Raw genomic sequence first — 23,469 nt, forward strand, 5'->3', positions numbered from 1 at the left:
AGGAGGGGGCACAGCTTCCAACCGAAGGCACTGCGGGACAGCCCTCAGACCGGGGCCGCGACCAGCAGGCTGGTCTCAAGTGCGAGGGGGTGCACGGACTCCAGACGGAGTCCCGCGGCCCTGAGCACGTCCTGGTAGCCGGACAGCTGCCGCTCGCGCCCGCCGGCGGCCATGAGCAGATGCAGATCCCACAGCAGCGGCAGCATCGCCGAGCCGTCCCGGGGAATGACCCGTTCCAGGATCAGCAGGCGGGAGCCGTCCGGCATGGCCCGGCGGATGTGGGAGAGCAGCTGCACGCAGCGTTCGTCGTCCCAGTCCTGGAGCACCCGAGCGAGCAGATAGGCGTCGGCGCCCCCGGGCACACCCTGGAACACGTCGCCTCCCACGGCCTCGTACCGGCCGGGACCGACGGCCGCGTCGAGGTGCCGCCGGGCGATCGGAACCATGTGGGGCTGGTCGAAGAGGACGCCGTGGACCTCGGGGTGGGCCCGCAGCACGGTGGCCAGGAGCGCCCCGCTGCCTCCGGCCACGTCCACGACGGTGCCGGCCTTGCTGAAGTCGAAGGCGTCCAGGACGTCGGGGAAGAACACGTTGCCCGCGTTCATGGCCCGCTGGAACTTCAGGCCCGCCGACGCCTCACCGCGCAGATACGTGTGCAGCGAGACCCCGAACGCGTGGGTGAAGCCGGAGGTGCCGCTCCTGATGGCGGGTACCACCGCCCCCCACGCCCGGTGGAACTCCTCGCCGTAGATGCGGACCATGTCCTTCATGGACTGGTCGGCCTCCTCGCGCAGCAGTTCGCTGACGGCGGTCGGCCGGTAGCCGTCCTCGCCCGTGCCGTCGAAGACCTGCATGGCCGTCAGCAGCCGCATCAGACGGGTGATGCCGTCCTCGCTGGCTCCGGCGGCGGCCGCCAGCTTCTCGTCGGTGGTGTGCCCCGCGGCGATGTGATCGGGGATGTCCAGGGCCACGGCCGCGTACAGGGCCTGCGACTGCCAGGCACCGGTGATGATGTCGACGACCCGGCGCGCTGCGATCCGGTCGACCATGAAGGGGCCTTCCTGCGAGGTGGGGGTACGGGGACGGGGCGTGCTCAGCCGGAGTGCGCGGGGCGCTGGACGATCGCGACGGAGTCCCCCGCCGGCTCGTGCAGCAGCCGGCGGTGCTCCTCGCGCAGACGGCGCTTGAGGACCTTGCCGGTCACCCCGACGGGCAGCTCGTCCCGTCCGGTGGCGATGACCAGGGCGTGCAGCCGGGCCAGACCCGCGTCGTCGAGGGCCGCGTTGCAGGCCCGCAGGAGGTCGCCCGGGACGCGTTCGGTGCTGTCCGCGTAGTGCACCACCGCGACCGGGACCGTGAACTCCGGGGCCTGCGGGTCCTCCACGGCCACGACCGCCGTGTCCAGGGCGCCGGTCGTCAGCAGCACGACCTCCTCCAGCGGGAGGCTGTGGACGTCACCGCCAGCGGTCCTGATGACATCGGGGGTGCGGTCGAGGTGGTACCACCGGCCCTCGGCGTCCCGGCGGACGATGTCACCGGTCAGGAAGTAGCCGTCGACCAGCGATTCCTCGTTCAGCCCGGGGTCGTCCCAGTAACCCGGGGTGACGCTGGGGGTGCGCACGCCCAGCCGCCCCGCCTGCCCGGCCGGAACCTCGCGGCCGGCCTCATCCAGCACGGCGGCCCTGCGCACCACGCGGGCGGGCGCGCCGATCAGCCGCCCGTACCGCGAAGTCGTCGGAGTGAAAGCCTGCTTGAAGAGAACCATCCCCATCTCCGACGAGCCGAGACCGTCCAGGTAGACCGAGCCGGGGACCCGCTTGGCGCCCCTGCCGCGGCTGCCGAGGGCGATCAGCGGGCGGATGTGCCGCTCGTGGGAGGCGTCCCCCATCCCGTTCCAGGTGTGGATGGACTGGGCGGCCTCCGGCAGGATCTCGCCGGGATCGATCTCGGCGAGGGTGAGCGGGAAGCCGAGGATCGTGGTGGGGCGGAAGCTGTTGATGGCCTGCACGGCCCGCTCGCCGTTGGCGCCGTCCAGCATCAGCGTGGGGATGCCGAGCAGGATGGCCATGCTCAGATAGCTGATGCCGGCCGAGTGGCTGTGCGGAAGGGCGGTCAGCAGCCGGTCCGTACGCAGCGAGGGGAAGGTCCACAGCCGCTCGCGCTTGCCCGTGAAGAACGAACCGTGGTGGAACACCGGCGCCTTGGGGCGGCCCGTGGTGCCGGACGAGTGGGAGATCATCACCAGGTCGTCGGGGGAGTGCCGATGAGGGAATCCGGCCAGGGGCCGGGCGGGCCCGGTGGCGGTGGCGTCCAGCACCTGGATGTCCTGGAGCCGCGGTGCGTTGTCCACGGCACCGGCCTCCCACTGGCCGGCACACGCGTTCAGCAGCGCGTCGTCGCCGACGACCAGCTCGGCCTCGGTGCGCAGGAAGTACTCGGCCGCGGTCGCCGGTTCCATCCGCGGATTGCAGTGCACGGCCGCCGCGCCCAGGCTCGTGAGGGCGATGTGGTGGAGCAGGCCGAAGAGCCCGTTCCGGGTGAGGACACCGACATGGGTGCCGGCCGCCACCCCCTGCTCGCGGTACCAGTTCGCGTAGCGGATCACGGCGACGCGGATGTCGTTGAGGGACAGGCCCTCCAGCGGCTCGGTCGCCCAGGACGGGGAGTCGACGTCCGGGTGGAAGATCAGCGGCCGGTCACGGTCGTCGGCGACCTTCCAGGCGTACCAGAAGAAGTTTCCGGCGCCCAGTCCGCGACCGGCGAAAAGGCGCATGCGCTGCGCCGCAGACCGGTGTGTGCCGAACAGGAACATAGAAATACCTCACGCTCCGCATGGAGAGCCGAATTAGGGCGAGGACTGTGAACCCGGGGAGCTCGGCAGGGAATCTGCCGACCCGGCTCGCCCGAAGTCTGCAAGGTCCCCCTATAGATCCGGTCCACGGCCGTTATTTCCGCTGACCGGAATGGTGCCGGGACGTTTCCGGACGGCCGGGAACGGTCCTCGATCCATTCTTCAGATACGACTGCGACGATGCCCGCGGCAGTTGTACGGAACTCAGGCTGGAGGCCCGTCGGATGGACCGACCATCGACCACACCGGTCGCCATCGTGGGGGGCGGCCCCGTCGGACTGCTGCTCGCCCTCTTCCTCGACCGGTACGGCGTCGATTCCGTCGTCCTCAACGCCGGGTCCTCGGTGCCCGACGAACCCAGGGGCAGCACCCACAACGCCCGCACCATGGAGCACTACCGCACCCTGGGCCTCGCCGACCGGGTACGCGCCCTGGGCCTGCCCGCCCACCACGACGCGGGAATCTCCTTCTCCACCCGGTACAGCGGCCACGCACTGGCGCGGCTGCCCTGGCCCGGCCCCGCGGAGTCACGCCGGCAGGTCGCGGCGCAGGACCCAACCGGCCAGGTGCCCGAGCCGATGCACCGGGCCAACCAGATGTACGTGGAACGCCTGCTGCTCGACCGGGCCCGCGCCGGCAGACACATCACCCTGCGCTTCGGCGCCCGGGTCACCGGCCTCCAGCAGGAGCCGGACCGGGTGGTACTGACCGCCGAGGACGCCGGAGGAACGCAGACCTGGCATGCCCGCTACGCGGTGGGGGCCGACGGCGGCCGCAGCTTCGTACGCCGCAGCCTGGGCATCTCCTACCGCGGGGAAGGCGCGCTGGACCAGGACGTGCTGGGCCGCCGGGCGACCGCGGCCCATCTGCGTGTGCCCACGCTGTACCGGGACTTCCTCAAGGACCGGGCGGCCTGGAGCAACTGGGTCTTCAACGGTGAGCTCGCCCTCAATCTCATCGCGCTCAACGGGGCCGACGAGTTCTTCCTCCTGACCAGCTCGGTCGACCCGGACACGGCGGACGACGGCACGCTGGTGCGGCTAGTCCGGCGCGCGGCGGGCGTCGACCTGCCGGTCGAGGTGCTCAGCCACCGGCCGTGGACGGCGGGCGCGGCCCTGGTCGCCGAGCGCTTCGGCGCCGGCCGCGTGCTGCTGGCCGGCGACGCGGCCCACCTGTTCACCCCCAACGGCGGCTTCGGCATGAACACCGGAGCGGACGACGCCGCCAACCTCGCGTGGAAGCTCGCGGCCGCCGTCCAGGGCTGGGCGGGCGGGCACCTGCTCGACTCGTACGAAGCCGAGCGCAGGCCGGTCGCGCTGCGCAACACCGCGGCAGCACGCCAACTGGGCATCGGCCTCGGAGCGATCGAGCGGCCCGCCGCCCTTGAGGAGGACTCGGCCGACGGGCGCGCCGCGCGGGAGAAGACCGGCCTCGCGCTCGCCGAGTACGGGCAGCTGACGCTGGACACCCTCGGCGTCCAGCTCGGTGCCCGCTACGACGCCTCGGCGATCATCGACGCCGGCCGGTGCACCCCGCCCCCCGACGCGTTCACCTCGTACACCCCCTCCGCGATACCCGGCGGCCGGACACCGCACCTGTGGCTGGACGACGTCCACGGCCCCGGCAGCTCACTGTTCGACCGGCTCGGCACCGGGTTCACCCTGCTGCGGGTGGGCGGACGGGCGCCCCGCGGCGACGCGCTGGCCACCGCGGCGGCGGAACACGGAGTCCCCCTGACCACGCTGGAGCTGCCCGGTGACCGGGCGCGCGAACTGTACGGACGCGCCCTGGTCCTGGTCCGCCCCGACCAGCACGTGGCCTGGCGCGGCGACGAGCTGCCCGGTGATCCAGGGGCGCTCATCCGCCTCGTGACGGGTCATTAGCGGACTGAATAGCTTCGATCAATTCCGCTGATCCCTGCCCGGCGCGGAATGATCCGACCGTGCTCAGGGCGTTGTGGAACACAGAAGAATTCCCGGGAAACCTCTGCTGACCCACTGCGGGGATTTTCGTTACGGCCGGTCGCGGGAAAACCTCCCGGCGGCGGTCGCGAGAAAAGCGAGGATCAATGCATTTCTGTGTACTCGGTCCGCTGTCCGTCATCGACGAGGGAATCGACCGTACGCCCAGCGCCCCCAAGCAGCGTCAGATGCTGGCGCTGCTCCTCATGAACGCCAACCACGTCGTGTCGATGTCACAGTTCGTCGAGGAGTTATGGGAGTACAGCCCGCCCTCCAGCGCTGTCGCGGCTGTGCACACGTACGTCATGCAGCTGCGCCGCACCCTGGGCGGCCGGGCCGCCGGTGAGGTTGCCGGGCCCGGCCGGATCTGTACCCGGGACCAGGGCTACGTTCTGCGGGTCGGGCCGGGAGAGCTGGACCTGGACCTGTACGAGGAAGAGGTGCGGGTCGCCCGCAACAGCCTGGACAGCGGGGCGCTGGACCGCGGCGCGCTGGAACTGTGCGCGGCCCAGCGCAGATGGAGCGGCCAGATCCTGGTGGACGTGCCGACCGGGCCGCTGCTGCACGCGGCGATCGCGGTGATCGAACGCAACCGGCTCGACGCCGTCGGCAGGCGGATACGCGCGGACCTGGATCTGGGCCGCCACCACGGCCTCATCGGCGAACTGAGCTCGCTGGCCCACGAGTACGCCGCCGACGAAGAGCTCGCCGCCCAGCTGATGCTCGCCCTGTACCGGTCGGGCCGCCGGGTGGACGCGCTGGCCGTCTTCCACCGGCTGCGGCGGGCGCTGCGCGACGAGCACGGCGCGACGCCCTCCCGCCGTATCCAGCAGCTCAACACCGACATTCTTTCCGCGCATCCGCGGCTGGAGTCCCCGTCGAGGCCGCAGTGGCGGCTCTCCCTGGACCTCGTCGCACCGCACGCCGCCGCGGAGCGGCCCGGACCGCGCCCGGGCAGCCGGGCGCCGGCCGTACAGGAGTTCAGGCGGCGCTCTTCGCACGCATCCCGATGAGGGCGTTGGCCGCCGCGGGGACCATCAGCGCCAGTGCCAGCCAGAACGCCTGAGAGATGCCACCGGCGAGAGCGGCTGCTCCGCTGCCGTCGGCGGCCGGGGCGCAGATCGTGACCACGAGGGCCAGCCCGAGCGCGGCGCCGATCTGGCCCGCGGACTGCACCACGCCCGCGGCCAGTCCCACATTGCGCATGCAGATGTCGGCGCACGCGGTCACTTCGCAGGTCATCCAGATGAAGGGGAGGCCCGCACCGGTCAGCGCCAGCCCCGGGAGCAGGCCCGTCAGGTAACCCGACTCAGAGGTGACGTTCGTCAGCATCAGGAGCCCGGCGGCGACCAGGGCGCAGCCGACCAGACAGGGCAGCCGAGGACCGTGGCGGGCGAGCATGCGGGCGCACCCGCGGCCGACCAGGAGGATGCCGCCGACCATCGGGAGCAGGGCGCCGCCGGCCTCCAGCGGACTGTAGTGGTGTACCCGCTGGAGGTAGATGCTGCAGATGAACACCACCGGCCCGGTGGCCGCGGAGACCAGCAGTATGCCGACGGCGCCCGCGACCAGACCCCGGTCGCGCAGGACGGCCACGGGCAGCAGGGGATCGGCGGACCGGGTCTGGCGCACCGCGAGAAGCGCCCAGAGAGCGGCGGATACGGCGCACAGCCCCCAGGTGCCGGCCGCGCTCCCGTGTCCCGGGATGCGGACCAGGGCGGCGACCAGGCTCAGCAGGGCCCCGATCAGGGCGAAGGAGCTGAGGAAGTCCACCCGGGGCCCGCGCACCGGGATCCCGTCCGGGGCCCGCGTCCCGGCCAAGGCCTGCGGCCCGTCCAAGGCCCGCGTCCCGTCCGGGGCCCGCGTCCCGGCCCGTACGGCGTCCGGTGGACAGAGCCGGCGCGCGGCGAACAGTGCCGCGAGGGCGACGGGGAGGCTGAGGTAGAAGGCCCACCGCCAGTCGAGCCGGTCGACCACCACCCCGCCGGCCAGCACGCCCAGGATCGAGCCGGCGCCACCGGCCCCCGCCCACAGTGCGAGGGCCCGGGCCCGTTCGGTGCGGCCGGTGGAGCGGGCGAGCAGGATGGCCATGGCGGAGGGCACCAACAGGGCCGCGCACACAGCCTGCGCGGCCCTGAAGACGATCAGCAGTACCCCGCTGGGCGCGGCACCGCAGGCGGCCGACGCGGCGGCGAATCCCGCGAGACACCACAGGAACAGCCGGCGCGCGCCGACGAGGTCCGTCAGCCGCCCGCCCAGCAGTTGGAGCCCGCCGACCAGCAGGACGTAGACATTGGTCACCCAGTGCACGCCCGACAGGCTCATCGACAGATCGTGCTGGATCTCCGGCAGGGCGAGGACGACGATGCCCGCGTCCGCGTTGGCCAGCAGCGGTGCCAGCGCGACCAGCAGGGTCAGCGGGAGCGGGGACGCGCCGGGCCCCGTCCGGCCCCGGGTCCCGGACACGGCGGTCGGGGCCCCGTCCGGCCTGCGGACGAGGTGGGACAGCGCCATGCCGGCTCCAGGATGCGAGGCCCGACACGGCGGGCGGGGAGTACGGGCAGCGGAGCCCGGGTGCCGGTGACCGGCACCGTGTGAACAGACGCGTGGCGGGCCCCGGCCCTCCGGGACCCGCCACGCGGTAGGGGTCAGATCTCCTTGAGCTGACCGCCGTCGACGACGAGCTCGGTGCCCGTGGTGCTGCCGGAGCGCGGCGAGGCGAGCAGGACGACCGCGTCGGCGATCTCCTGGGGCTCGACGAAGCGGCCGGTGGACAGGTTCAGCATCTGCGGCACGACGGTGGAGATGACGCTGTCGCGGTCGGTGCCCGCCTGCGCGGCGATCTTGTCGGCGACGCCGCCCTCCTCGGTCCACCACTCGGTGAGCGTGACGCCCGGGACGACCGCGTTGACGCGGATGCCCTGCGGGGCGAACTCGCCGGACAGCTGCTTGGTGAGGTTGGCCAGGCCGGCCTTGGCCGCACCGTAGTCGACGTTGATCGGCGAGGGCTGGTGGGCGTTGCCCGACGTGATGTTGACGATCGCGGCGGCGTCGCTCTTCAGCAGGTGCGGGATCGCGGCGCGGACGGCGCGGACGGCGCGGACCACGGCGAACAGGTTGAAGTTGAACATCGCCTGCCAGTCGTCGTCCGAGGCGTCCAGGAAGGAGCCGCGGGGCAGGGACACACCGGGCGGCGGGCCGCCGGCGTTGTTCACCAGGATGTCCAGCTTGCCGAACTCGGTGATCGCACGCTCCACGACGTACGCGGGCGCGTCACGGTCGGTCAGGTCGACCGGGACGTGCACCAGATTCGGCCCGGCGAGCTCGTGGAGACCGGGGCTGATCTTGCGGGAGGCGGCCACGACGCGGGCGCCCTCCTGCAGGAGGGTACGGGTGATGGCGAGCCCCATGCCCTTGGAGGCGCCGGTGACGACTGCTACGCGGCCGGAAAGCTGCAGGTCCATGAAAGTCCTTATCGTGGTGATGTACTCGCCCACCGCGGTGGGGGAGGAGCTCTTGCGTTCCGCTCTCATGGGGGGAAACCCCGCCCGCGCCGAACGGGTTGCACCGGGTGCGCCGGGTCAGGGGCGCGGGCCGTCGGCATCCGCGTAGTGCCAGGCCGCCACCTCGTCGGGCAGCGGTTCGAGTTCGACGGTCTCGGACGGTTTGCGGTCCAGGTACTCCGGATTGCATCCCTGGTAGCCGAGCATCCGGGCCACCGGCGCGAGCGCCCCGAACAGCAGGCGCTGCACCCGCCACGGCGGCGTCGTGAAACGCACCACGTCACCGAACTCCAGCGTGGTGACGACCTGTTGCAGGAACTTGGGCATGCCCTCGGGACTGGTCCTGCCGTCCTGGGCGAGACCGAAGAGCTGCCGCAGCACCAGCGTCTCGAAACGGTCGGCGTTCTGCCGTACCTCGCAGATGTGGTACGACTCCTCGCCGGTGCAGTTCCACCAGCGGTGCTCGATGCCCGGCTGGATCAGCACACTCTGCCCGGGCCGCTCCAGCGTCACCTGCCGCCCGCCGATGAGGAAGGCCACCTTCCCCCGCACCAGGGTGAAGCGTTCCTCGCTCACCGGGTGGACGTGCTCGCCCGACACGGCCCCGCCGGGGCTCGCGTACACGTCCAGGATGGTCCTCGTGCCGCCGGTCTCCGACGCGGGCGTCCTGACGACCACACGCTCGCCGCACCGCGGATTCTCGTATACCTCGCCTCTGCTTACCGTCACGATAACCGCTCCTTATGTCCGAGGAATGTCCGCGAAAAACGCAACCGAATACCGATGTTCGGTGTTCGGGCGTTCTTGGGGCACTCCCGCATCTTGCGATTTCGTCGAAGAAGCGTGACCGTCCGGTCGCGGACGGTCAGGAAAGTGGACCGCGGGAATCGGATGGGGGCCTGCGGACAATGCCGCAGCATGCGCCGCAACATTTGGAGTGGAGTGGCTGGAAGTCGGTCGTACAGTCGGCTGCGGACGGCGGGCAGTGACTTCTGCCTGCGACGACGCGAGTACAGCGGACCGGTACATGCATTCCGCGCGATTCCACGCCCGTACGCCAATTCCGGGGAGCACGGGCCGTCCCTGTCCGGTCCGATTGACCACAACCGAAGAAGGCTCAAGGATGGCGCAGAAGACAGACGGGATCGGCCGACGCCGGTTCCTCGGGGCCGCGGCAGCGGTCAGTGGCGCGAGTGCGCTCGGCGGCGCGACGACGGCGCTCGCCACGCCGGCACAGGCGGCGGACGTGCCGACGACGGCAACGACGGCAACGACGTTCGGCCCCGTCGCCGTGACACCGAAGGACCAGCGGTACCGGGACCTGGTGCGCGGCATGAACCAGCGCTACATAGGCAGCCCCGAGTCGGTGCACCTCATCGGCTCCACCGGGCAGATACCGGCGATCGTGGAGAAGGCCGTAGCGGAGAACAAGCGGATCACCGTCCGCAGCGGCGGCCACTGCCTGGAGGACTTCGTCTTCAACCCCGAGGTGCAGGTCGTCCTGGACGTCTCGCTGCTCAACCAGGTCTACTACGACGCCACGCGCCGGGCGTTCGTCGTCGAGACGGGGGCGCAGCTGCTGGACGTCTACGAGAAGCTCTACCCGGTGTGGGGCGTCACCGTGCCCGGCGGCATCTGCTACTCCGTCGGCGCCGGCGGCCATGTCAGCGGCGGTGGCTGGGGCCTGCTCTGCCGTCAGCTGGGCCTGATCATCGACTACCTGTACGCCGTCGAGGTGGTCGTCGTGGGCGCCGACGGCAAGGCCCGCACGGTCGTGGCCACCAGCGACAGCAACGACCCCAACCGCGACCTGTGGTGGGCGCACACCGGCGGTGGCGGCGGGAACTTCGGCGTCATCACCCGGTACTGGTTCCGGACCCCCGGCGCCACCGGCACCGACCCGACGGCGCTGCTGCCCAAGCCGCCGGCCGAGGTGTACCTCAGCGCGGTGTCCTGGAAGTGGAGCGACATGGACGCCGCCTCCTTCCGGACCCTGGTCACCAACTACGCCTCGTTCTTCGCGGCCAACAGCGGCCCCACCAGCCCGTACAACGCGCTGGCCAGCTTCCTGGTGCTGCCGCACAAGTCCAACGGGCAGATCGCCATGGTCACCCAGGTCGACGCGACCGTCCCCGACGCCCGCGCCCTGCACGACAACTATCTCGCCGCCATCAACAACGGGCTGGGCGTCACCCAGGGGGCGCTGACGCGGGACGTCGGCGAGTTCCGCTCGATGGCCCAGCTCGCCGAGCCCCGCAGGCTGCCCTGGTTGGAGGCCACCCGCTACCTCGGCCCCACGAACGTGGACCTCACCGACCCGACGCTGCGCCAGGACTACAAGTCGTCCTACATGCGCGCCGGCTTCCCCGACCGCCACGTCGAGGTCATGTACAAGCACCTGACCCGCACCGACTTCGCCAACCCGCGTGCCTCGGTGACGCTCAGCTCCTACGGCGGCCGGGTCAACACGGTCGCACCCGCGGCCACGGCCTACCCGCACCGCGAGTCGGTGTTCAAGATGATGTGGATGTCGCTGTGGAGCGACGCGGCCGACGACGCCGCCAACGAGACGTGGAACCAGCAGTTCTACGAGGAGCTGTACGCCGACACCGGCGGCGTCCCGGTCCCCAACACGGTGACCGACGGCTGCTACGTCAACTACCCGGACCGTGACCTGAGCGACCCCGCACGGAACACGTCCACGACGCCCTGGCACGGCCTCTACTACAAGGGGAACTACACGCGCCTCCAGCAGATCAAGAAGACGTACGACCCCCGGAACATATTCAGGCACCGGCAGTCCATCCGGCTTCCGTCCTGACGGGCCCCGCGCACAGCCGCTGCCTCCCTGCCGCTTCGGCGGCGGGGAGGCAGCGGTTTCGGTGCTTCGGCGGTTCGGCTTCTCAGCGCTTCAGCGCTTCAGCGCGAAGGTGAGCCCGTCGGCGAACGGCAGCAGGCTCAGATCCACCCGCTTGTCGTCGCGCAGCTTGGCGTTGAACGCCCGCAGCGCCCGTGTCTCGGAGTCCTGGGCCTCGGGGTTGACGACCGCTCCGTGCCACAGGACGTTGTCGACCACGACCAGCCCGCCGGGGCGCAGCAGCTTCAGGGCCGCCTCGTAGTACTCGGCGTACCCCTCCTTGTCCGCGTCGATGAACACGAAGTCGAACGAACCGGGGGCGCCTTCCTCGCGCACCAGCTCCGCGAGCGTGTCGCGCGCGTCGCCCAGCCGCAGATCGACCTTGCCGGCGACGCCGGCCCGGCCGCAGAACTCCATCGCGGTCGCGGCCCACCCGGCGTCCAGGTCCAGGGCCACCACGGAGCCGTCCTCCGGCAGTGCCAGGGCCGTCGACAGCAGGCTGTAGCCCGTGAAGACACCGACCTCCAGGGTGCGCCTGGCGCCGATCGCCTTCACCAGCAGGGACAGGAACTGGCCCTGCTCGGGCGAGATCTGCATGAGGTGCAGGGGAAGCTCGGACGTCTTCTCCCGCAGTTCGCGAAGCAGATCGGTCTCGCGCAGGGACACATCGGCGACGTAGTCCTGCACGGCGTCACTCAACTCGACCTGGATTCTCACTCTGGTCCCCTCGATGATTTACCGGCGCCCGAAGGCATACATGTCGCAACTGCCTCTCACTGTGTGGCAATTAGAGCCGCAGCGAATATATCTGTCAACAATTCGAAGCTGTGTGGGATGCCGTCTTGATTGATCCTTCAGGCGGCCCTGGGACACTGGTTGCGTATCGTTGGAAGAATGGGCGGCGCATTCTTTTGCGTGTCCATTGTTCCGGCGAATTCGCACCCCCATCTCCATGAATTCTGTGCGGGCGCCCGCGTCCCGATGAGGAGGAATTCTCGTGAGCGCAGGCGAGCGAAGTCTCCGGGACTGCCTGGGGCAGTTCGCGTCCGGGGTCACCGTTGTCACCACCCGGCAGGGCGAAGGGGGAGGGGCGCACGGTGCCACCGTCAGCTCCTTCACCTCGGTCTCGCTCCGGCCGCCGCTGATCATGGTGTCGCTGGACCGGCGCAGCCGGCTGAGCACGCTGCTGGCCGGCCGGCCGTTCGGCGTGAACGTCCTGGCCGCGGACCAGAGCGACCTCGCACTGAGCTTCGCGGGCAGGGGCGATCTCGCCCGGGACACCGTCGAGTGGCAGGGCGGCGGTCCGGCACCGCGGCTGGCGGGCACCGTGGCCCACTTCTCCTGCGCCCCCTGGGCGTCGTACGACGGCGGCGACCACCTGCTGTTCGTGGGCGAGGTCCTGAGCTTCGACGCCCCGGGCGGCGAACCGCTGGTCGTCCACGGCGGAGCGTTCCGCGCGCTGCGCAACACGGCCGCCCTGGGCTCGGGCCGCCGCTGACCCCCGGGGCTCCCCTCCACCCCTGGTCCCTCACGGGATCACCGACCGGACAAGGAAACGAACATGACGCTCAAGCAGGGCGACGCGGAAGACGCTGCCGACCAGGACGCCGCCGGCGCCGGCGCCGCGGGTACGGACTCCCCGGCACGCGTGACGCGCCCGCTGACCGGTGACGAATACCTGGAGAGTCTCAGCGACGGCCGGGAGATATACCTCTACGGCGACCGGGTCAAGGACGTGACGAAGCACCCGGCCTTCCGCAACTCCGCGCTGATGACCGCGCGTCTGTACAACGCCCTGCACGACCCGGCCAAGCGCGACGTGCTCACCACCCGCACCGACACCGGCAGCGACGGCTACACCCATAAGTTCTTCCGCACCCCGCGCAGCGTCCAGGACCTCGTGGAGGACCGCGAGGCGATCGCGGAATGGGCGAGGATGACGTATGGCTGGATGGGCCGCAGCCCCGACTACAAGGCCGCGTTCCTGGGGACCCTGGGCGCCAACAGCGAGTACTACGCCCCCTACCAGGAGAACGCCCAGCGCTGGTACCGCGAGTCCCAGGAGAAGGTGCTCTTCTGGAACCACGCGATCATCCACCCGCCGGTGGACCGCAACCGGCCCGCGGAAGAGGTCAAGGACGTCTTCGTCCACGTGGAGAAGGAGACCGACAACGGCCTGATCGTCAGCGGCGCCAAGGTCGTGGCCACCGGTTCCGCGATCACCCACTTCAACTTCATCTCGCACTACGGGCTCCCCCTGAAGGACAAGAAGTTCGCGCTCGTCGCGACCGTCCCGATGGACTCGCCCGGACTGAAGCTGATCTGCCGGCCGTCCTACGCCGCGACCGCGGCCGTCATGGGCAGCCCCTTCGACTACCCGCTCTCCAGCCGGCTCGACGAGAACGACACGATCTTCGTCATGGACAAGGTCCTCATCCCCTGGGAGAACGTCTTCCTGTACGGGGACGTGGAGAAGGTCAACGGCTTCGCGCCCCAGTCGGGATTCCTGGAGCGGCTCACCTTCCACGGCTCCATCCGCCTGGCGGTGAAGATCGACTTCATCGCGGGGCTGCTGCTCAAGGCCGTCGAGATGACCGGCACCAAGGACTTCCGCGGTGTCCAGGCCCGGGTCGGCGAGGTGCTGGCCTGGCGGAACATGTTCTGGGCACTGAGCGACGCATCGGCCCGCAACCCGCAGGAGTGGAAGGGCGGCGCGCTGCTGCCCCGCCTCGACTACGGCATGGCGTACCGCTGGTTCATGACGATCGGCTACCCGCGCATCAAGGAGATCATCGAGCAGGACGTCGCCAGCGGCCTGATCTACATCAACTCCAGCGCCGAGGACTTCAAGAACCCCGAGATCCGCCCCTACCTGGACAAGTACGTACGGGGCTCGGGCGGCCACGACGCGGTGAGCCGCGTCAAACTCATGAAGCTCCTGTGGGACGCGGTCGGCACCGAGTTCGGCGGCCGGCACGAACTGTACGAGCGCAACTACTCGGGCAACCACGAATCGGTGCGCACCGACATCGTCCAGGCACAGGCCGCCAGCGGTCAGCTGGACGCCTACAAGGGCTTCGCCGAGCAGTGCCTCCAGGAGTACGACCTGGACGGCTGGACGGTCCCCGACCTCGACTCGTTCGAGGGGCTCAAGGGACTGCGCAAGAACCTGTGGAGCAACGGCTGAGCCGGGACCGGCGGGAGAGGTACGTATGACTGTGCGCACCGGGTCCGGGCCGGACGCCCGTCACGCCCCGGCCCCCGGGGCGGGCAAGGGCGGCCGGCGCACCGCGCTCGCGCTGGGAAGCCTGTTCGTGGGCACCTTCGTGATGGGTACGGCCGAACTGGTCGTCGTCGGCATCCTCGACCTGGTCGCCCGCGACCTCGACGTGCCCCTCGCCACCGCGGGCAGCCTGGTGACCGCGTACGCGCTGGGCATCTGCGTCGGCGGACCCGCCCTGACCGCCTTGACCATCCGCCTCTCCCGCCGCGCGGTGCTGCGGATGTCGCTGGCCGGCTATGCGGCGGGCAACCTGCTGGCCCTGTTCGCCACCGGTTTCTCCATGCTCTTCGCCGCCCGGCTGATCACCGGCGCGCTCCAGGGCCTGTTCATGGGCGCCGCTTTCGCGGCGGCCGCCGCACTGGTGCCGGCCGAACGGCTGGGGCGCGCGATCTCCGTGGTCTTCGCCGGGGTGGCCGTCTCCACCGCGCTCGGCGTACCGGCGGGCACGCTGATCGGCCGGGCCACGGGCTGGCGCACGGCGTTCGCCGCGATCACCGTCCTGGGCGCCCTCGCCCTCGTCCTGACCCTGCTGTGCGTGCCGGCCCTGTCCGCTGCCACCGGCTCGGGCCGGCTCCGTACCCAGGCCCGGCACGCCCTGGCGCCCCGCGTCCTGGCGGTGCTCGGCGTCGGATTCCTGCTCATGGGCGGCCAGTTCGCGGCATTCACCTACATCACCCTCTTCCTGGAGCAGGTCACCGGCGTCTCCGGCCCCGTGGTCAGCGCCTTCCTGCTGGCCTTCGGGGCGTCCACCGCGGCCGGTGCCTTCGCAGGGGGCAGAGCCGCCGACCGGGCCCCCGCCACCACGGTGGCCGCAGCGGCCGCCGTGCTGGTGTGCGCGCTGGGCGCCCTGTACCTCTTCGGGCAGTCCGCGCCCCTGGCGGCCGTGGCGCTCGCGGTCTGGGGGCTGGCCGGCTTCGGCTTCGTACCGTCCCTGCAGTATCTGGTGATCCACCTGGCCGGGCCCGGCCGTGACCTCGCGGCCACCCTGCCGGCGTCCGCCGTCAACGCCGGTATCGCGCTCGGGGCGCTGGCGGGCGGCACGGCGGTAGGTGGTGCCGGGGCGGACGGGGCCCTGCTGACCGGCCTGGTGGTGTGTTCCCTGGCGCTGCCCGCGGCCTGGGCGGTCCGCTTCCTGAAGGCCCCGGCCGACGCGTGAAACAGCGCCCCGTGAGGGCCGGGCCGTTCCCGTCGGCCCGGGTGACGCGGCCGGTCAGCCGTTCCCGTCACCCGGGAAGGGACGTCCCCGACAACTCCTGGCGCACCCGCTCGCACAGGCAGATCTCCAGCACATCGGCGGGCAGCAGCGCCCGGCCGGGCGCCGGCGGTTCGCCGCGCTCGACCGCGGCGCGCACCCGGGCGGCGAACCCGGCGTCACCCTCCGCCAGCCGGGCCGACGGGAACAGCCGGGCCAGCACCCGGTGCGCCGGATCCCCGTCGACGGCGGGCACCACCGCGCACACCCCTTTGTCCGCCGACGCGACGAGCACGGGGCCCAGCGAGGAGGTGGCACAGGCGTACCGGATCAGGACCCCCCGGCCGCCCGAGCGGAACTCCTGCGGCGTCATGCCGAGAATCCTCGAGGACGCCGCGTAGAAGTGACCGTTGGAGTTGAACCCCGAGCTGTAGATGGCGTCCGACACGGTCTGCGCACACGTCAGTTCGCGGCGGACCCGGCGGGCGCGCACCACCGACACATACGCGTGCGGCGTCACTCCGGTGAACGCCTTGAACATGCGGTGGAAGTGGAAGCGGCTGTAACCGGCCGCGTGCGCCAGCTCCTGAAGGTTCAGCGGGACCACCGACTCGTCCATCAGCCGGCATGCCCGCGCGACCGCCAGCGCGTGCAGCCGGCTCAGGCCCGGCTCGTCGGGGCGGCAGCGGCGGCACGAACGGTAGCCCCGGGCCCGCGCCTCCTCCGCCGTCGGAAGGAACATGACGTTCTCGCGCCGCGCGGTCCGCACCACGCACGAGGGCCTGCTGTAGACCCCGGTGGTGCGCACCACGTAGTAGAACTTGCCGTCCGCGGCCCGGTCGTGCTCCCGCACCGCCCGCCAGCGGTCCTCGTCGCTCGTGTACGCCCCGGTGACGTCACGTGTGTACGCCACGTCGCCTTCCCTCGTCACTCTCATCCCTCTCCTTGCCCGCCGGCCGCGGGGCGGCCGGACAGGGGAACCAGCCACGCCCGTGCAGCCGGTCGCGGTCGCGCAGGACCTTTCCGCTGGCCGTGCGCGGGAGCTCGGACACGAGCCGGTAGCGCAGCGAGGCCGCGGAAGGGCCCAGGAAGCGGTGGCACCAGGCGCCCAGGTCCGTGCGCGTCAGCCCGTCCCCGCACGCCACCAGCACGTCGAGGGCGTCGGCGCCCAGGACGACCGCGTCGGTGACGTCCCGGTGGGCGCGCAGCACCGACTCGACCCGCAACGGATCGACGCCGTGCTCCGCGAAGCTGCGGGGCCCGCTCTGCCGGCCCCGCATACGCAGTACGCCGGTGGCCGGGTCCCGGGTCACCAGGTCCTGCGTGGACATCCAGCCCTCACCACCGGACAGGCCCTCGTACAGCTCCTCGAACACGTAGGGGGAGTGCGGGAGATGCACCTCCAGGACGCCGCCCACGATCCGGGTGCGGACGCCGGGAACCGGTGTGCCGAGCGTCCCCGGCCCGGCCGCGCCGGACAGATCGGTGGCCAGGATGCCGGTCTCCGTGGTGCCGTACCCCTGCCCCACGAGCACGCCGTACCGCCGGGCGAAGGCACCCGCGGTCTCCTGGTCCAGCACGTCCCCGCCGGACACGGCCAGCCGCAGCTCCGGCAGCCGGAACCGCTCGTCCGCGTGCGCGAGCGCCGCGAAGTGCGACGGCGCGCCGATCACCACATGCGACCGGGACGCGGCTTCGGCGAGCGCGTCCGGCTCCTGCGTCGCGGGAAAGACCGCACAGGCGCCGGCCCGCAGCGCGTGCAGGACCCCCGCCACCAGGAAGAAGGAGTGCGCCGGCGGCCCCAGGACCGCGACCCGCTCGCCCTCCCGCACCATTCCCACCAGCGCCTGCAACCGGTCCAGCTCGACCCGCAGCGACTCCCCGGTGCGGCCGACCGCCTTGGGCCTGCCCGTGGTCCCCGACGAGAACTGCACCAGGCAGTGCTCCGTACGCGCGGGGCGTCCGTTGCCCCGGCGGCGAACCAGGACCTCGCACTCACCGGCGAAGACGTCCTCGCGGCCCCGGGGACCGCCGAAGGTGATGACGAACTGCGGGGCGCTCAGCTCCAGCAGCGCCTCCCGCTCGGCCTTCCCCAGCCGTGGCTCCAGCAGCACCACCTGGGCGTCCAGCGACCACAGCGCGAACAGTGACCACAGCTGGGTGAAGCTCGGTGTGCCGTGCAGGGCGACGGTGGAGCCGGGCCCGATTCCGTAACAGCGAAGAATGTGCGCCAGCCGCTCCGTCTCGGCGCGCAGGGCGGCCGCGCCGACCTCCGCGCCGGGCCGGCCGGTGTGCGCCCACACCTCGCCCCGGGCGCGGTGCACGAGCGACCGCGCACCCCACCAGGACTGCTGCGACATCCGTCCCTCCCCCACTGCATCCATGGCCGGTCAACAGGACGGTGCCCGGGCCGGGCCGTCGCCGACGGCGGCCCGGCCCGGGCACCGGGCTTCTACTTCTCGACGCAGAACTCGCCGACCGGCCAGCCGACGTGCCGCTTGTCGGTGGCGACATGGCCGAGGACCTTGTCGCCCTGCTTCAGCTCGGTCACGTTCAGCACGCTCGCGCCCGGACCGAGGATCCGCACGTGCCAGTCGTCCTGGACGATGAGATTGACCTCGACGCCCTCCGGCGAATGGGCCTTGATGCTCAGCAGCGGCCTGGACTCCAGCTTGATGCGGCCCACCACGATGCGGCGGGTGCGGCCGTCGGCACCGACCGCGAGGACCGCGCTGCCGGCCTTGAGCTCGCTGAGGTAGTTGGTGCGGTTGTCCTGGCCGAAGACATAGCTGTGCAGCGCGCCCGCGTTGATACGGAACGGGCGGGTCGGCATGTACGGCAGCGGGTGGGTCTCGCTCACGCACAGGATGAACCCGTGCGCGTACGAGCCGACGAGCATGCCCTCGTCCTTCTCGAAGTGGGTGCAGGTGTCGATGCACACCCGGTCACCGAGCCCGAGGTGCTCGATCGAGTCGATGGTCAGCGTGGACAGCGACAGGTCGGGGGTCTTCACCCGCAACATCTCCACCAGCGCGAAGACATCGTTGGCGTCGCGGGGCGCCAGCAGCACACCCTCCGAGCCCTTCTCCAGTACGTCGACGATGACCTGGGCCTCTTCGAGGTCGTCGGCCCGGCAGATCAGCTGACCCGGCGAACTGTCCGCGGCCGCGATCACGATCTCCAGCGGGATCTTCGTCGGGTCCTTGAACTCGACCACCGTGTACGGCAGCGCGATCGCCGTCTCGCAGGCCAGCGTCAGCGTCGCGTCGTCGACCACGTTGACCAGGCCCGCGGTGTCCTTCTCGCCGTCACGGTGGCGGGCCCGCGCCGCACCCAGCTCCGCGGCGTCGGCGATCTCGTTCAGCACGATCAGGTCGTCGAGACCCTGGTCGGCAGGGCGCTCGGCGCCGGCCAGCACCCGCTTGACCGTGTTCGGCAGCGTGGCGAGAGTCGCCACATCACTGTCGACGATGGCGTCGACCCGGGCGTGGACAGCCGCGTCGATGACCGCCTCGCGGTGCTCGACGGGGACGGGACGGATGTCGATCCAGGCAAATTTCACAGCACACCTGCCATGTGTGAGGTTGGCGCCGGCTCGGTCGCGAGCACACGGCCATGGACGATTGCGGCCAGATCCCGGACCGCTTGCTTGGGGGAAGAGCTGGCGAAGACGCGCCGCCCGACTGCCAGACCGCTGCACCCGGCGGCCAGCGCCGACGATGCGAACCGGTGCAGACTCCGATCGGCGTCGACACCGGCGACACCACTGCCACCGGCCACGACGACCGGCAGCGGGGAGTTGGCGACGACCTCCGCCATGCGTTCAACAGGCGAGGCGAGGACCGTCTTGACGAGGTCGACGCCGAGGTCGGCGGCGATGTTGACGACATGCGACACGAGCTCCGGCCGGGTGGGGTCGACCACCCGGGGCCCGCGCGGGTAGATCATCGCCAGCAGCGGCATACCCCACCGCTCGCACGCCGAGGAGACGGCACCGAGATCGGCGAGCTGCGCCGCCTCGGTGTCGGACCCGATGTTGACGTGCACGCTGACGGCGTCCGCGCCGAGCCGTACGGCCTCCTCGACATCGCAGACCAGGACCTTGGCGTCGACGTCGGGGGCATGGACGGTGCTCGCGCTCAGATGCACCACGAGAGCGGTGCGGGTGAGCAGCCCCGGCTGGATCATCCGTGCCCGGCCCTTGTGGACGATGACGGCGTCCGCGCCGCCCTCGCTGATGTCCCGGACCAGCCCGGGGAAGTCCGCGCCGCTGGAAACGGGGCCATCGGACACGGAGTGGTCGAGGGGAACGAACAGATAGCGCCCGTCGCCCCGTCTGGACAGTCGTGCCAGGCGCAGTGCCTTGCCGCTCAGCGGCATGCTTGACATGACACACCTCTTCCATCGTGATCCATTGCGTGACCGGAGAGGAACAGGCCGGAAACCGCGGTGGGTCTCTCTCCTGGCTGCACTGTCGCAGTGGCCGCTGAAGAATCGAGCCAGACCGTCCGCGGGCCGTGCTCCGCAAGATGCGGAGCGCCTGTGAGGGACTCCCCGGCTACCGTCCGGGACGTCAACTCCCCGCCCGGTTAGGCCAGTCGATGCCCACTGACGTACACAAGAGCGCCCTGCCGGCGCTTCAGGTCACCGCGGTCACCGCGGCTGACGCCCGCTATCCGGACCTGGTCCGGGGATGGAACCAGCGCTTCGTCTGCGCACCGGAGACGGTCTTCCTGCCCACCACGACGGACGAGGTCGCCGAGGCGGTGCGGCGGGCGGTGCGCGAGAACAAGCGGCTGTCCGTACGCAGCGGGGGGCACTGCTGGGAGGACTTCGTCCACCACCCCGACGTACGGATCGTCCTCGACATGTCCGCGCTGAAGGCGGTGTACTTCGACGCCGAGCACGGTGCGTTCGCCGTGGAGGCCGGCGCCCTGCTGCTGGACGTGTACGAGCGGCTCTACCGGGGCTGGGGCGTGACCGTGCCCGGCGGCATGTGCTTCCAGGTAGGGGCGGGGGGTCATGTCAGCGGTGGCGGCTGGGGCCTCCTGTGCCGCCGGTACGGCCTGGTGGTCGACCACCTCTACGCCGTCGAGGTGGTCGTGGTGGACGAGGACGGAACCGTCCGCACCGTGGTGGCGACCCGGGAGGACGACGACCCGGACCGTGAGCTGTGGTGGGCGCACACCGGTGGCGGCGGGGGGAACTTCGGGGTGGTGACCCGGTACTGGTTCCGCTCACCGGACACCTGGACCCCCACCGGCGGGGAGCCGGATCCCGCCCTGCTGCTGCCGCGCCCGCCCGCCGAGGTCTGGGTCAGCGCCGTGTCGTGGCAGTGGGACGACCTCGGGCGCGAGGACTTCGTCCGGCTGGTGGCCAACTACAGCGCCTGGCAGGTGGCGCACCGGGCGCCCGGTGACCCGTACAGCGATGTGTGCAGCCTGCTGTCGCTCAACCACCGGTCCAACGGGGCCATCGGCCTGATCACCCAGGTGGCCGCCAACGACCCCGGCTCGCTGCGGCTGCTGGAGGACTTTCTCGGGGCCGTCACCGCGGGGGTCCGCGCACCGGCGGGCCCCGTCACCACGCGGATGGGCGAACACGGGCCGATGCCCGAACTCGCCCGCCCGCGCCGGCTGCCCTGGATGCAGGCCACCCGCTACCTGGGCACGGCCAACCCCACCACCAACGACCCCACGCAGAAGGGCGCCTTCAAGTCCTCCTACATGCGCCGCGACTTCCCCGCCCGCCACATCGACGCCCTCTACCGCCACCTGGTGCGCGAGGACGGCGGCAACCCGACGGCCTCGGTCATGCTCAGCTCCTTCGGCGGCGCGGTCGCCGCGGCCGGTGAGGACGCCACCGCCTTCCCCCACCGCGACGCGGCCTTCAAACTGGCCTGGATGATCTGGTGGGACGACCCGGCCGACGAGGCGGGCTGCCTGTCCTGGCTCAGGGAGTTCTACGAGGACGTGTACGCCGACACCGGTGGCGTCCCGGTACCGGGCCCCGTCACCGACGGGGCGTTCGTCAACTACCCCGACCGCGATCTGAGCGACCCGGCCCGCAACCGCTCCTCGTCCCCCTGGCACGAGCTGTACTACAAGGCCAACTATCCCCGCCTGCAGCAGGTGAAGCAGCGCTGGGACCCTCGCGACGTCTTCCGCCACCGCCAGTCCGTCCGGCTCCCGTCGCCGGACGGTGCCGCGGGCCACGAAGGCAACCGCACCGGCCCGCCCGGGGTTTGACCTCCCGACGAACCCACCGACGTACGGAGCCCAGATGCCCGCCAGCCCCCGGGAAACGGCCCCGGCCACCACCCCCGACACGGAGGTCGCCGTGGTCGGCGGCGGCCCGGTCGGGATGCTGATGGCCAGAGAACTGGCCCTGCTGGGCATCGACGCGACGGTGTACGAGAAGCTGGCCGCCCCGTCCCCCGAGTCCAAGGCGGGCACCCTGCACGCGCGCACCGCGCAGCTGCTGCACCGGCGCGGCATCCTGGACGCGGTCCAGCCGGGGCGCCCGGCCACGCGCGACGCCACCAGGGGCACCCGTTTCCACTTCGGCGCCCTCTTCGACCTGGATCTGTCCCGGGTGGTGGAGGAGGGCCCCGTCATCGTCGGCAGCCCCCAGGCGTGGGCCCAGGAGGTGTTCGCCGGGCACGCCCGGAAGCTGGGTGCCCGGATCGAGCGGGGCAGCGAACTCGTCGGCCTCCAGGAGAGGGACGACCATGTCCGGCTCACCCTGCGGGACACGGACGGCAGCACCCGTACCAGCACGGCCCGCTGGGTCGTCGGAGCCGACGGCGCCCGCAGCGCGGTCCGCAAGCTGAGCGGTATCCCGTTCACCGGCACGTCCGCGACGGTCTCCGCGCTCATGGGCGAGGTCCGTCTGCTCGATCCGTGGTCCGCGCCCTCGGGCTGGCAGCGCACCCCGCGCGGATGGACTCTGCTGTGGGTCTCCCCCTCAGGCCAGAGCCGGGTGTGCACATACGACTTCCGCGGCCCGCACCCCGCCCGGAACTCCCCGGTCACTCTGGAGGAACTGCGCGGTGAGGTCGCGCGGATCGCCGGCCGCGACGTCCCCATGGAGTCACCGAGCTGGCTCACCCGCTTCAGCGACGCCGCGCTGCAGGCCGAGACGTACCGCAAGGGCCGTGTCCTGCTCGTGGGAGACGCGGCGCACGTCCACTTCCCCGCGGGCGGACAGGGCGTCAACCTCGGTCTGCAGGACGCCTTCAACCTGGGCTGGAAGCTCGCCGCCCACCTGCGGTCAGGGGCGCCCGAAAGCCTGCTGGACACCTACCACACCGAGCGCCATCCGGTCGCGGCCGCGGTCCTGCACAACGTACGGGCCCAGGTCGCGCTGATGAACCCGGACCCCCGCACCGACGCGCTGCGCGAACTCTTCGCCGACCTCATGCACTTCGACGAGGTCAACGACCATCTCAGCGGCATGATCACCGGTACCGCGCAGGTCTACGACATGGGAGCGGACCAGGCCGGCCCGCTGACCGGCCGCCTCGCCCCCGACGTGCGGCTGAAGACCGCCGAGGGCACCACCACCCTTGCCGCGCTGCTGCACACCGCACGCCCGGTGCTGCTCGACCTCGGCGACCGCGCCGACCTGCGCGAGGCGGCCGCACCCTGGGCCGACCGGGTGGACATCGTCACCGCCGTGGCCGACGAGCCCTTCGCCGCCACGGCTCTCCTGGTGCGCCCCGACGGCTGTACGGCGTGGAGCGCGGACGGCCGCACCCGGGAGGCGAAGAACCTGCGGGCGTCCCTGGCCCGCTGGTTCGGACCGGCCCGGTGACGGCACA

Annotated in this window: 18 protein-coding genes; 8 read left to right on the forward strand and 10 right to left on the reverse strand. The window is 71.4% G+C overall.

Annotation, left to right across the window (positions count from 1 at the left end):
* Nucleotides 1–44: 44 nt before the first annotated feature.
* Both OG912_RS39425 and OG912_RS39430 read right to left on the reverse strand, forming a co-directional pair.
* On the reverse strand, nt 45–1,049 hold the full coding sequence (locus OG912_RS39425; protein WP_327713834.1) for a methyltransferase: 1,005 nt from the start codon (nt 1,047–1,049) through the stop codon (nt 45–47).
* A gap of 44 nt (nt 1,050–1,093) precedes the next feature.
* Nucleotides 1,094–2,773 carry a class I adenylate-forming enzyme family protein gene (locus tag OG912_RS39430; RefSeq protein WP_327713835.1) on the reverse strand — a complete coding sequence of 560 codons (1,680 nt, stop codon included), beginning with the start codon at nt 2,771–2,773 and terminating at the stop codon, nt 1,094–1,096.
* Nucleotides 2,774–3,075: 302 nt separating this feature from the next.
* On the opposite strand from OG912_RS39430, the gene OG912_RS39435 reads away from it, so the two are divergent.
* Complete coding sequence (locus OG912_RS39435) at nt 3,076–4,734, forward strand: FAD-dependent monooxygenase (RefSeq protein ID WP_327713836.1); 1,659 nt, start codon at nt 3,076–3,078, stop codon at nt 4,732–4,734.
* Between the two features lie 185 nt (nt 4,735–4,919).
* Nucleotides 4,920–5,825: an AfsR/SARP family transcriptional regulator gene (locus OG912_RS39440; RefSeq protein WP_326740972.1), complete on the forward strand. Its 906-nt coding sequence runs from the start codon at nt 4,920–4,922 to the stop codon at nt 5,823–5,825.
* On the opposite strand, the gene OG912_RS39445 is transcribed toward OG912_RS39440, so the two are convergent.
* From OG912_RS39445 to OG912_RS39455, 3 genes are all read right to left on the reverse strand, one after another.
* Nucleotides 5,794–7,326 carry an MFS transporter gene (locus OG912_RS39445; protein WP_327713837.1) on the reverse strand — a complete coding sequence of 511 codons (1,533 nt, stop codon included), beginning with the start codon at nt 7,324–7,326 and terminating at the stop codon, nt 5,794–5,796. The two genes, OG912_RS39440 and OG912_RS39445, sit on opposite strands and share 32 nt — an antisense overlap.
* 134 nt (nt 7,327–7,460) lie before the next feature.
* Nucleotides 7,461–8,276: an SDR family NAD(P)-dependent oxidoreductase gene (locus OG912_RS39450; protein ID WP_327713838.1), complete on the reverse strand. Its 816-nt coding sequence runs from the start codon at nt 8,274–8,276 to the stop codon at nt 7,461–7,463.
* Between the two features lie 117 nt (nt 8,277–8,393).
* Nucleotides 8,394–9,044, reverse strand: coding sequence for a cupin domain-containing protein (locus OG912_RS39455; RefSeq protein ID WP_326740969.1), 651 nt, complete (start codon nt 9,042–9,044; stop codon nt 8,394–8,396).
* A gap of 394 nt (nt 9,045–9,438) precedes the next feature.
* On the opposite strand from OG912_RS39455, the gene OG912_RS39460 reads away from it, so the two are divergent.
* Nucleotides 9,439–11,136 carry an FAD-binding oxidoreductase gene (locus OG912_RS39460; protein WP_327713839.1) on the forward strand — a complete coding sequence of 566 codons (1,698 nt, stop codon included), beginning with the start codon at nt 9,439–9,441 and terminating at the stop codon, nt 11,134–11,136.
* A gap of 90 nt (nt 11,137–11,226) precedes the next feature.
* Here OG912_RS39460 and OG912_RS39465 read toward each other — a convergent pair whose 3' ends face one another.
* A complete protein-coding gene (locus OG912_RS39465) occupies nt 11,227–11,889 on the reverse strand; it encodes a class I SAM-dependent methyltransferase (RefSeq protein ID WP_326740967.1) in 663 nt (220 codons plus the stop codon).
* A gap of 280 nt (nt 11,890–12,169) precedes the next feature.
* Here OG912_RS39465 and OG912_RS39470 point away from each other — a divergent pair, with 280 nt between their 5' ends.
* The 3 genes from OG912_RS39470 (at nt 12,170) to OG912_RS39480 (ending at nt 15,611) form a co-directional block, all read left to right on the forward strand.
* A complete protein-coding gene (locus OG912_RS39470) occupies nt 12,170–12,670 on the forward strand; it encodes a flavin reductase family protein (RefSeq protein ID WP_326740966.1) in 501 nt (166 codons plus the stop codon).
* Between the two features lie 63 nt (nt 12,671–12,733).
* A complete protein-coding gene (locus tag OG912_RS39475) occupies nt 12,734–14,359 on the forward strand; it encodes a 4-hydroxyphenylacetate 3-hydroxylase family protein (RefSeq protein ID WP_327713840.1) in 1,626 nt (541 codons plus the stop codon).
* A gap of 25 nt (nt 14,360–14,384) precedes the next feature.
* On the forward strand, nt 14,385–15,611 hold the full coding sequence (locus OG912_RS39480) for an MFS transporter (RefSeq protein WP_327713841.1): 1,227 nt from the start codon (nt 14,385–14,387) through the stop codon (nt 15,609–15,611).
* 67 nt (nt 15,612–15,678) lie between these two features.
* On the opposite strand, the gene OG912_RS39485 is transcribed toward OG912_RS39480, so the two are convergent.
* The 4 genes from OG912_RS39485 to OG912_RS39500 form a co-directional block, all read right to left on the reverse strand.
* Nucleotides 15,679–16,560 carry a bifunctional transcriptional activator/DNA repair enzyme AdaA gene (locus tag OG912_RS39485; protein ID WP_326740963.1) on the reverse strand — a complete coding sequence of 294 codons (882 nt, stop codon included), beginning with the start codon at nt 16,558–16,560 and terminating at the stop codon, nt 15,679–15,681.
* Nucleotides 16,544–18,007, reverse strand: coding sequence for a class I adenylate-forming enzyme family protein (locus tag OG912_RS39490; protein ID WP_327713842.1), 1,464 nt, complete (start codon nt 18,005–18,007; stop codon nt 16,544–16,546). Before OG912_RS39490 ends, OG912_RS39485 begins: the two co-directional genes overlap by 17 nt.
* 92 nt (nt 18,008–18,099) lie before the next feature.
* Complete coding sequence (locus OG912_RS39495) at nt 18,100–19,209, reverse strand: 3-dehydroquinate synthase II (RefSeq protein ID WP_326740961.1); 1,110 nt, start codon at nt 19,207–19,209, stop codon at nt 18,100–18,102.
* Nucleotides 19,206–20,027 carry a 2-amino-3,7-dideoxy-D-threo-hept-6-ulosonate synthase gene (locus tag OG912_RS39500; protein ID WP_326741045.1) on the reverse strand — a complete coding sequence of 274 codons (822 nt, stop codon included), beginning with the start codon at nt 20,025–20,027 and terminating at the stop codon, nt 19,206–19,208. Before OG912_RS39500 ends, OG912_RS39495 begins: the two co-directional genes overlap by 4 nt.
* Nucleotides 20,028–20,248: 221 nt before the next feature.
* Here OG912_RS39500 and OG912_RS39505 point away from each other — a divergent pair, with 221 nt between their 5' ends.
* The gene (locus OG912_RS39505; RefSeq protein WP_327713843.1) at nt 20,249–21,895 is read left to right on the forward strand and encodes an FAD-binding oxidoreductase; all 1,647 of its coding nucleotides are present in this window, start codon (nt 20,249–20,251) and stop codon (nt 21,893–21,895) included.
* A gap of 34 nt (nt 21,896–21,929) precedes the next feature.
* Complete coding sequence (locus OG912_RS39510; RefSeq protein ID WP_327713844.1) at nt 21,930–23,462, forward strand: FAD-dependent monooxygenase; 1,533 nt, start codon at nt 21,930–21,932, stop codon at nt 23,460–23,462.
* Nucleotides 23,463–23,469 lie beyond the last annotated feature (7 nt).

This window comes from Streptomyces sp. NBC_00464 (assembly GCF_036013915.1).
Classification (GTDB): Bacteria; Actinomycetota; Actinomycetes; order Streptomycetales; family Streptomycetaceae; genus Streptomyces.

What these genes read in the sequence shown, in the direction of transcription:
- OG912_RS39425 (WP_327713834.1), bottom strand. Translation starts at nt 1,049, where the DNA reads ATGGTCGACCGGATCGCAGCGCGCCGGGTCGTCGACATCATCACCGGT.
- OG912_RS39430 (WP_327713835.1), bottom strand. Translation starts at nt 2,773, where the DNA reads ATGCGCCTTTTCGCCGGTCGCGGACTGGGCGCCGGAAACTTCTTCTGG.
- OG912_RS39435 (WP_327713836.1), top strand. Translation starts at nt 3,076, where the DNA reads ATGGACCGACCATCGACCACACCGGTCGCCATCGTGGGGGGCGGCCCC.
- OG912_RS39440 (WP_326740972.1), top strand. Translation starts at nt 4,920, where the DNA reads ATGCATTTCTGTGTACTCGGTCCGCTGTCCGTCATCGACGAGGGAATC.
- OG912_RS39445 (WP_327713837.1), bottom strand. Translation starts at nt 7,326, where the DNA reads ATGGCGCTGTCCCACCTCGTCCGCAGGCCGGACGGGGCCCCGACCGCC.
- OG912_RS39450 (WP_327713838.1), bottom strand. Translation starts at nt 8,276, where the DNA reads ATGGACCTGCAGCTTTCCGGCCGCGTAGCAGTCGTCACCGGCGCCTCC.
- OG912_RS39460 (WP_327713839.1), top strand. Translation starts at nt 9,439, where the DNA reads ATGGCGCAGAAGACAGACGGGATCGGCCGACGCCGGTTCCTCGGGGCC.
- OG912_RS39475 (WP_327713840.1), top strand. Translation starts at nt 12,734, where the DNA reads ATGACGCTCAAGCAGGGCGACGCGGAAGACGCTGCCGACCAGGACGCC.
- OG912_RS39480 (WP_327713841.1), top strand. Translation starts at nt 14,385, where the DNA reads ATGACTGTGCGCACCGGGTCCGGGCCGGACGCCCGTCACGCCCCGGCC.
- OG912_RS39490 (WP_327713842.1), bottom strand. Translation starts at nt 18,007, where the DNA reads ATGTCGCAGCAGTCCTGGTGGGGTGCGCGGTCGCTCGTGCACCGCGCC.
- OG912_RS39500 (WP_326741045.1), bottom strand. Translation starts at nt 20,027, where the DNA reads ATGCCGCTGAGCGGCAAGGCACTGCGCCTGGCACGACTGTCCAGACGG.
- OG912_RS39505 (WP_327713843.1), top strand. Translation starts at nt 20,249, where the DNA reads ATGCCCACTGACGTACACAAGAGCGCCCTGCCGGCGCTTCAGGTCACC.
- OG912_RS39510 (WP_327713844.1), top strand. Translation starts at nt 21,930, where the DNA reads ATGCCCGCCAGCCCCCGGGAAACGGCCCCGGCCACCACCCCCGACACG.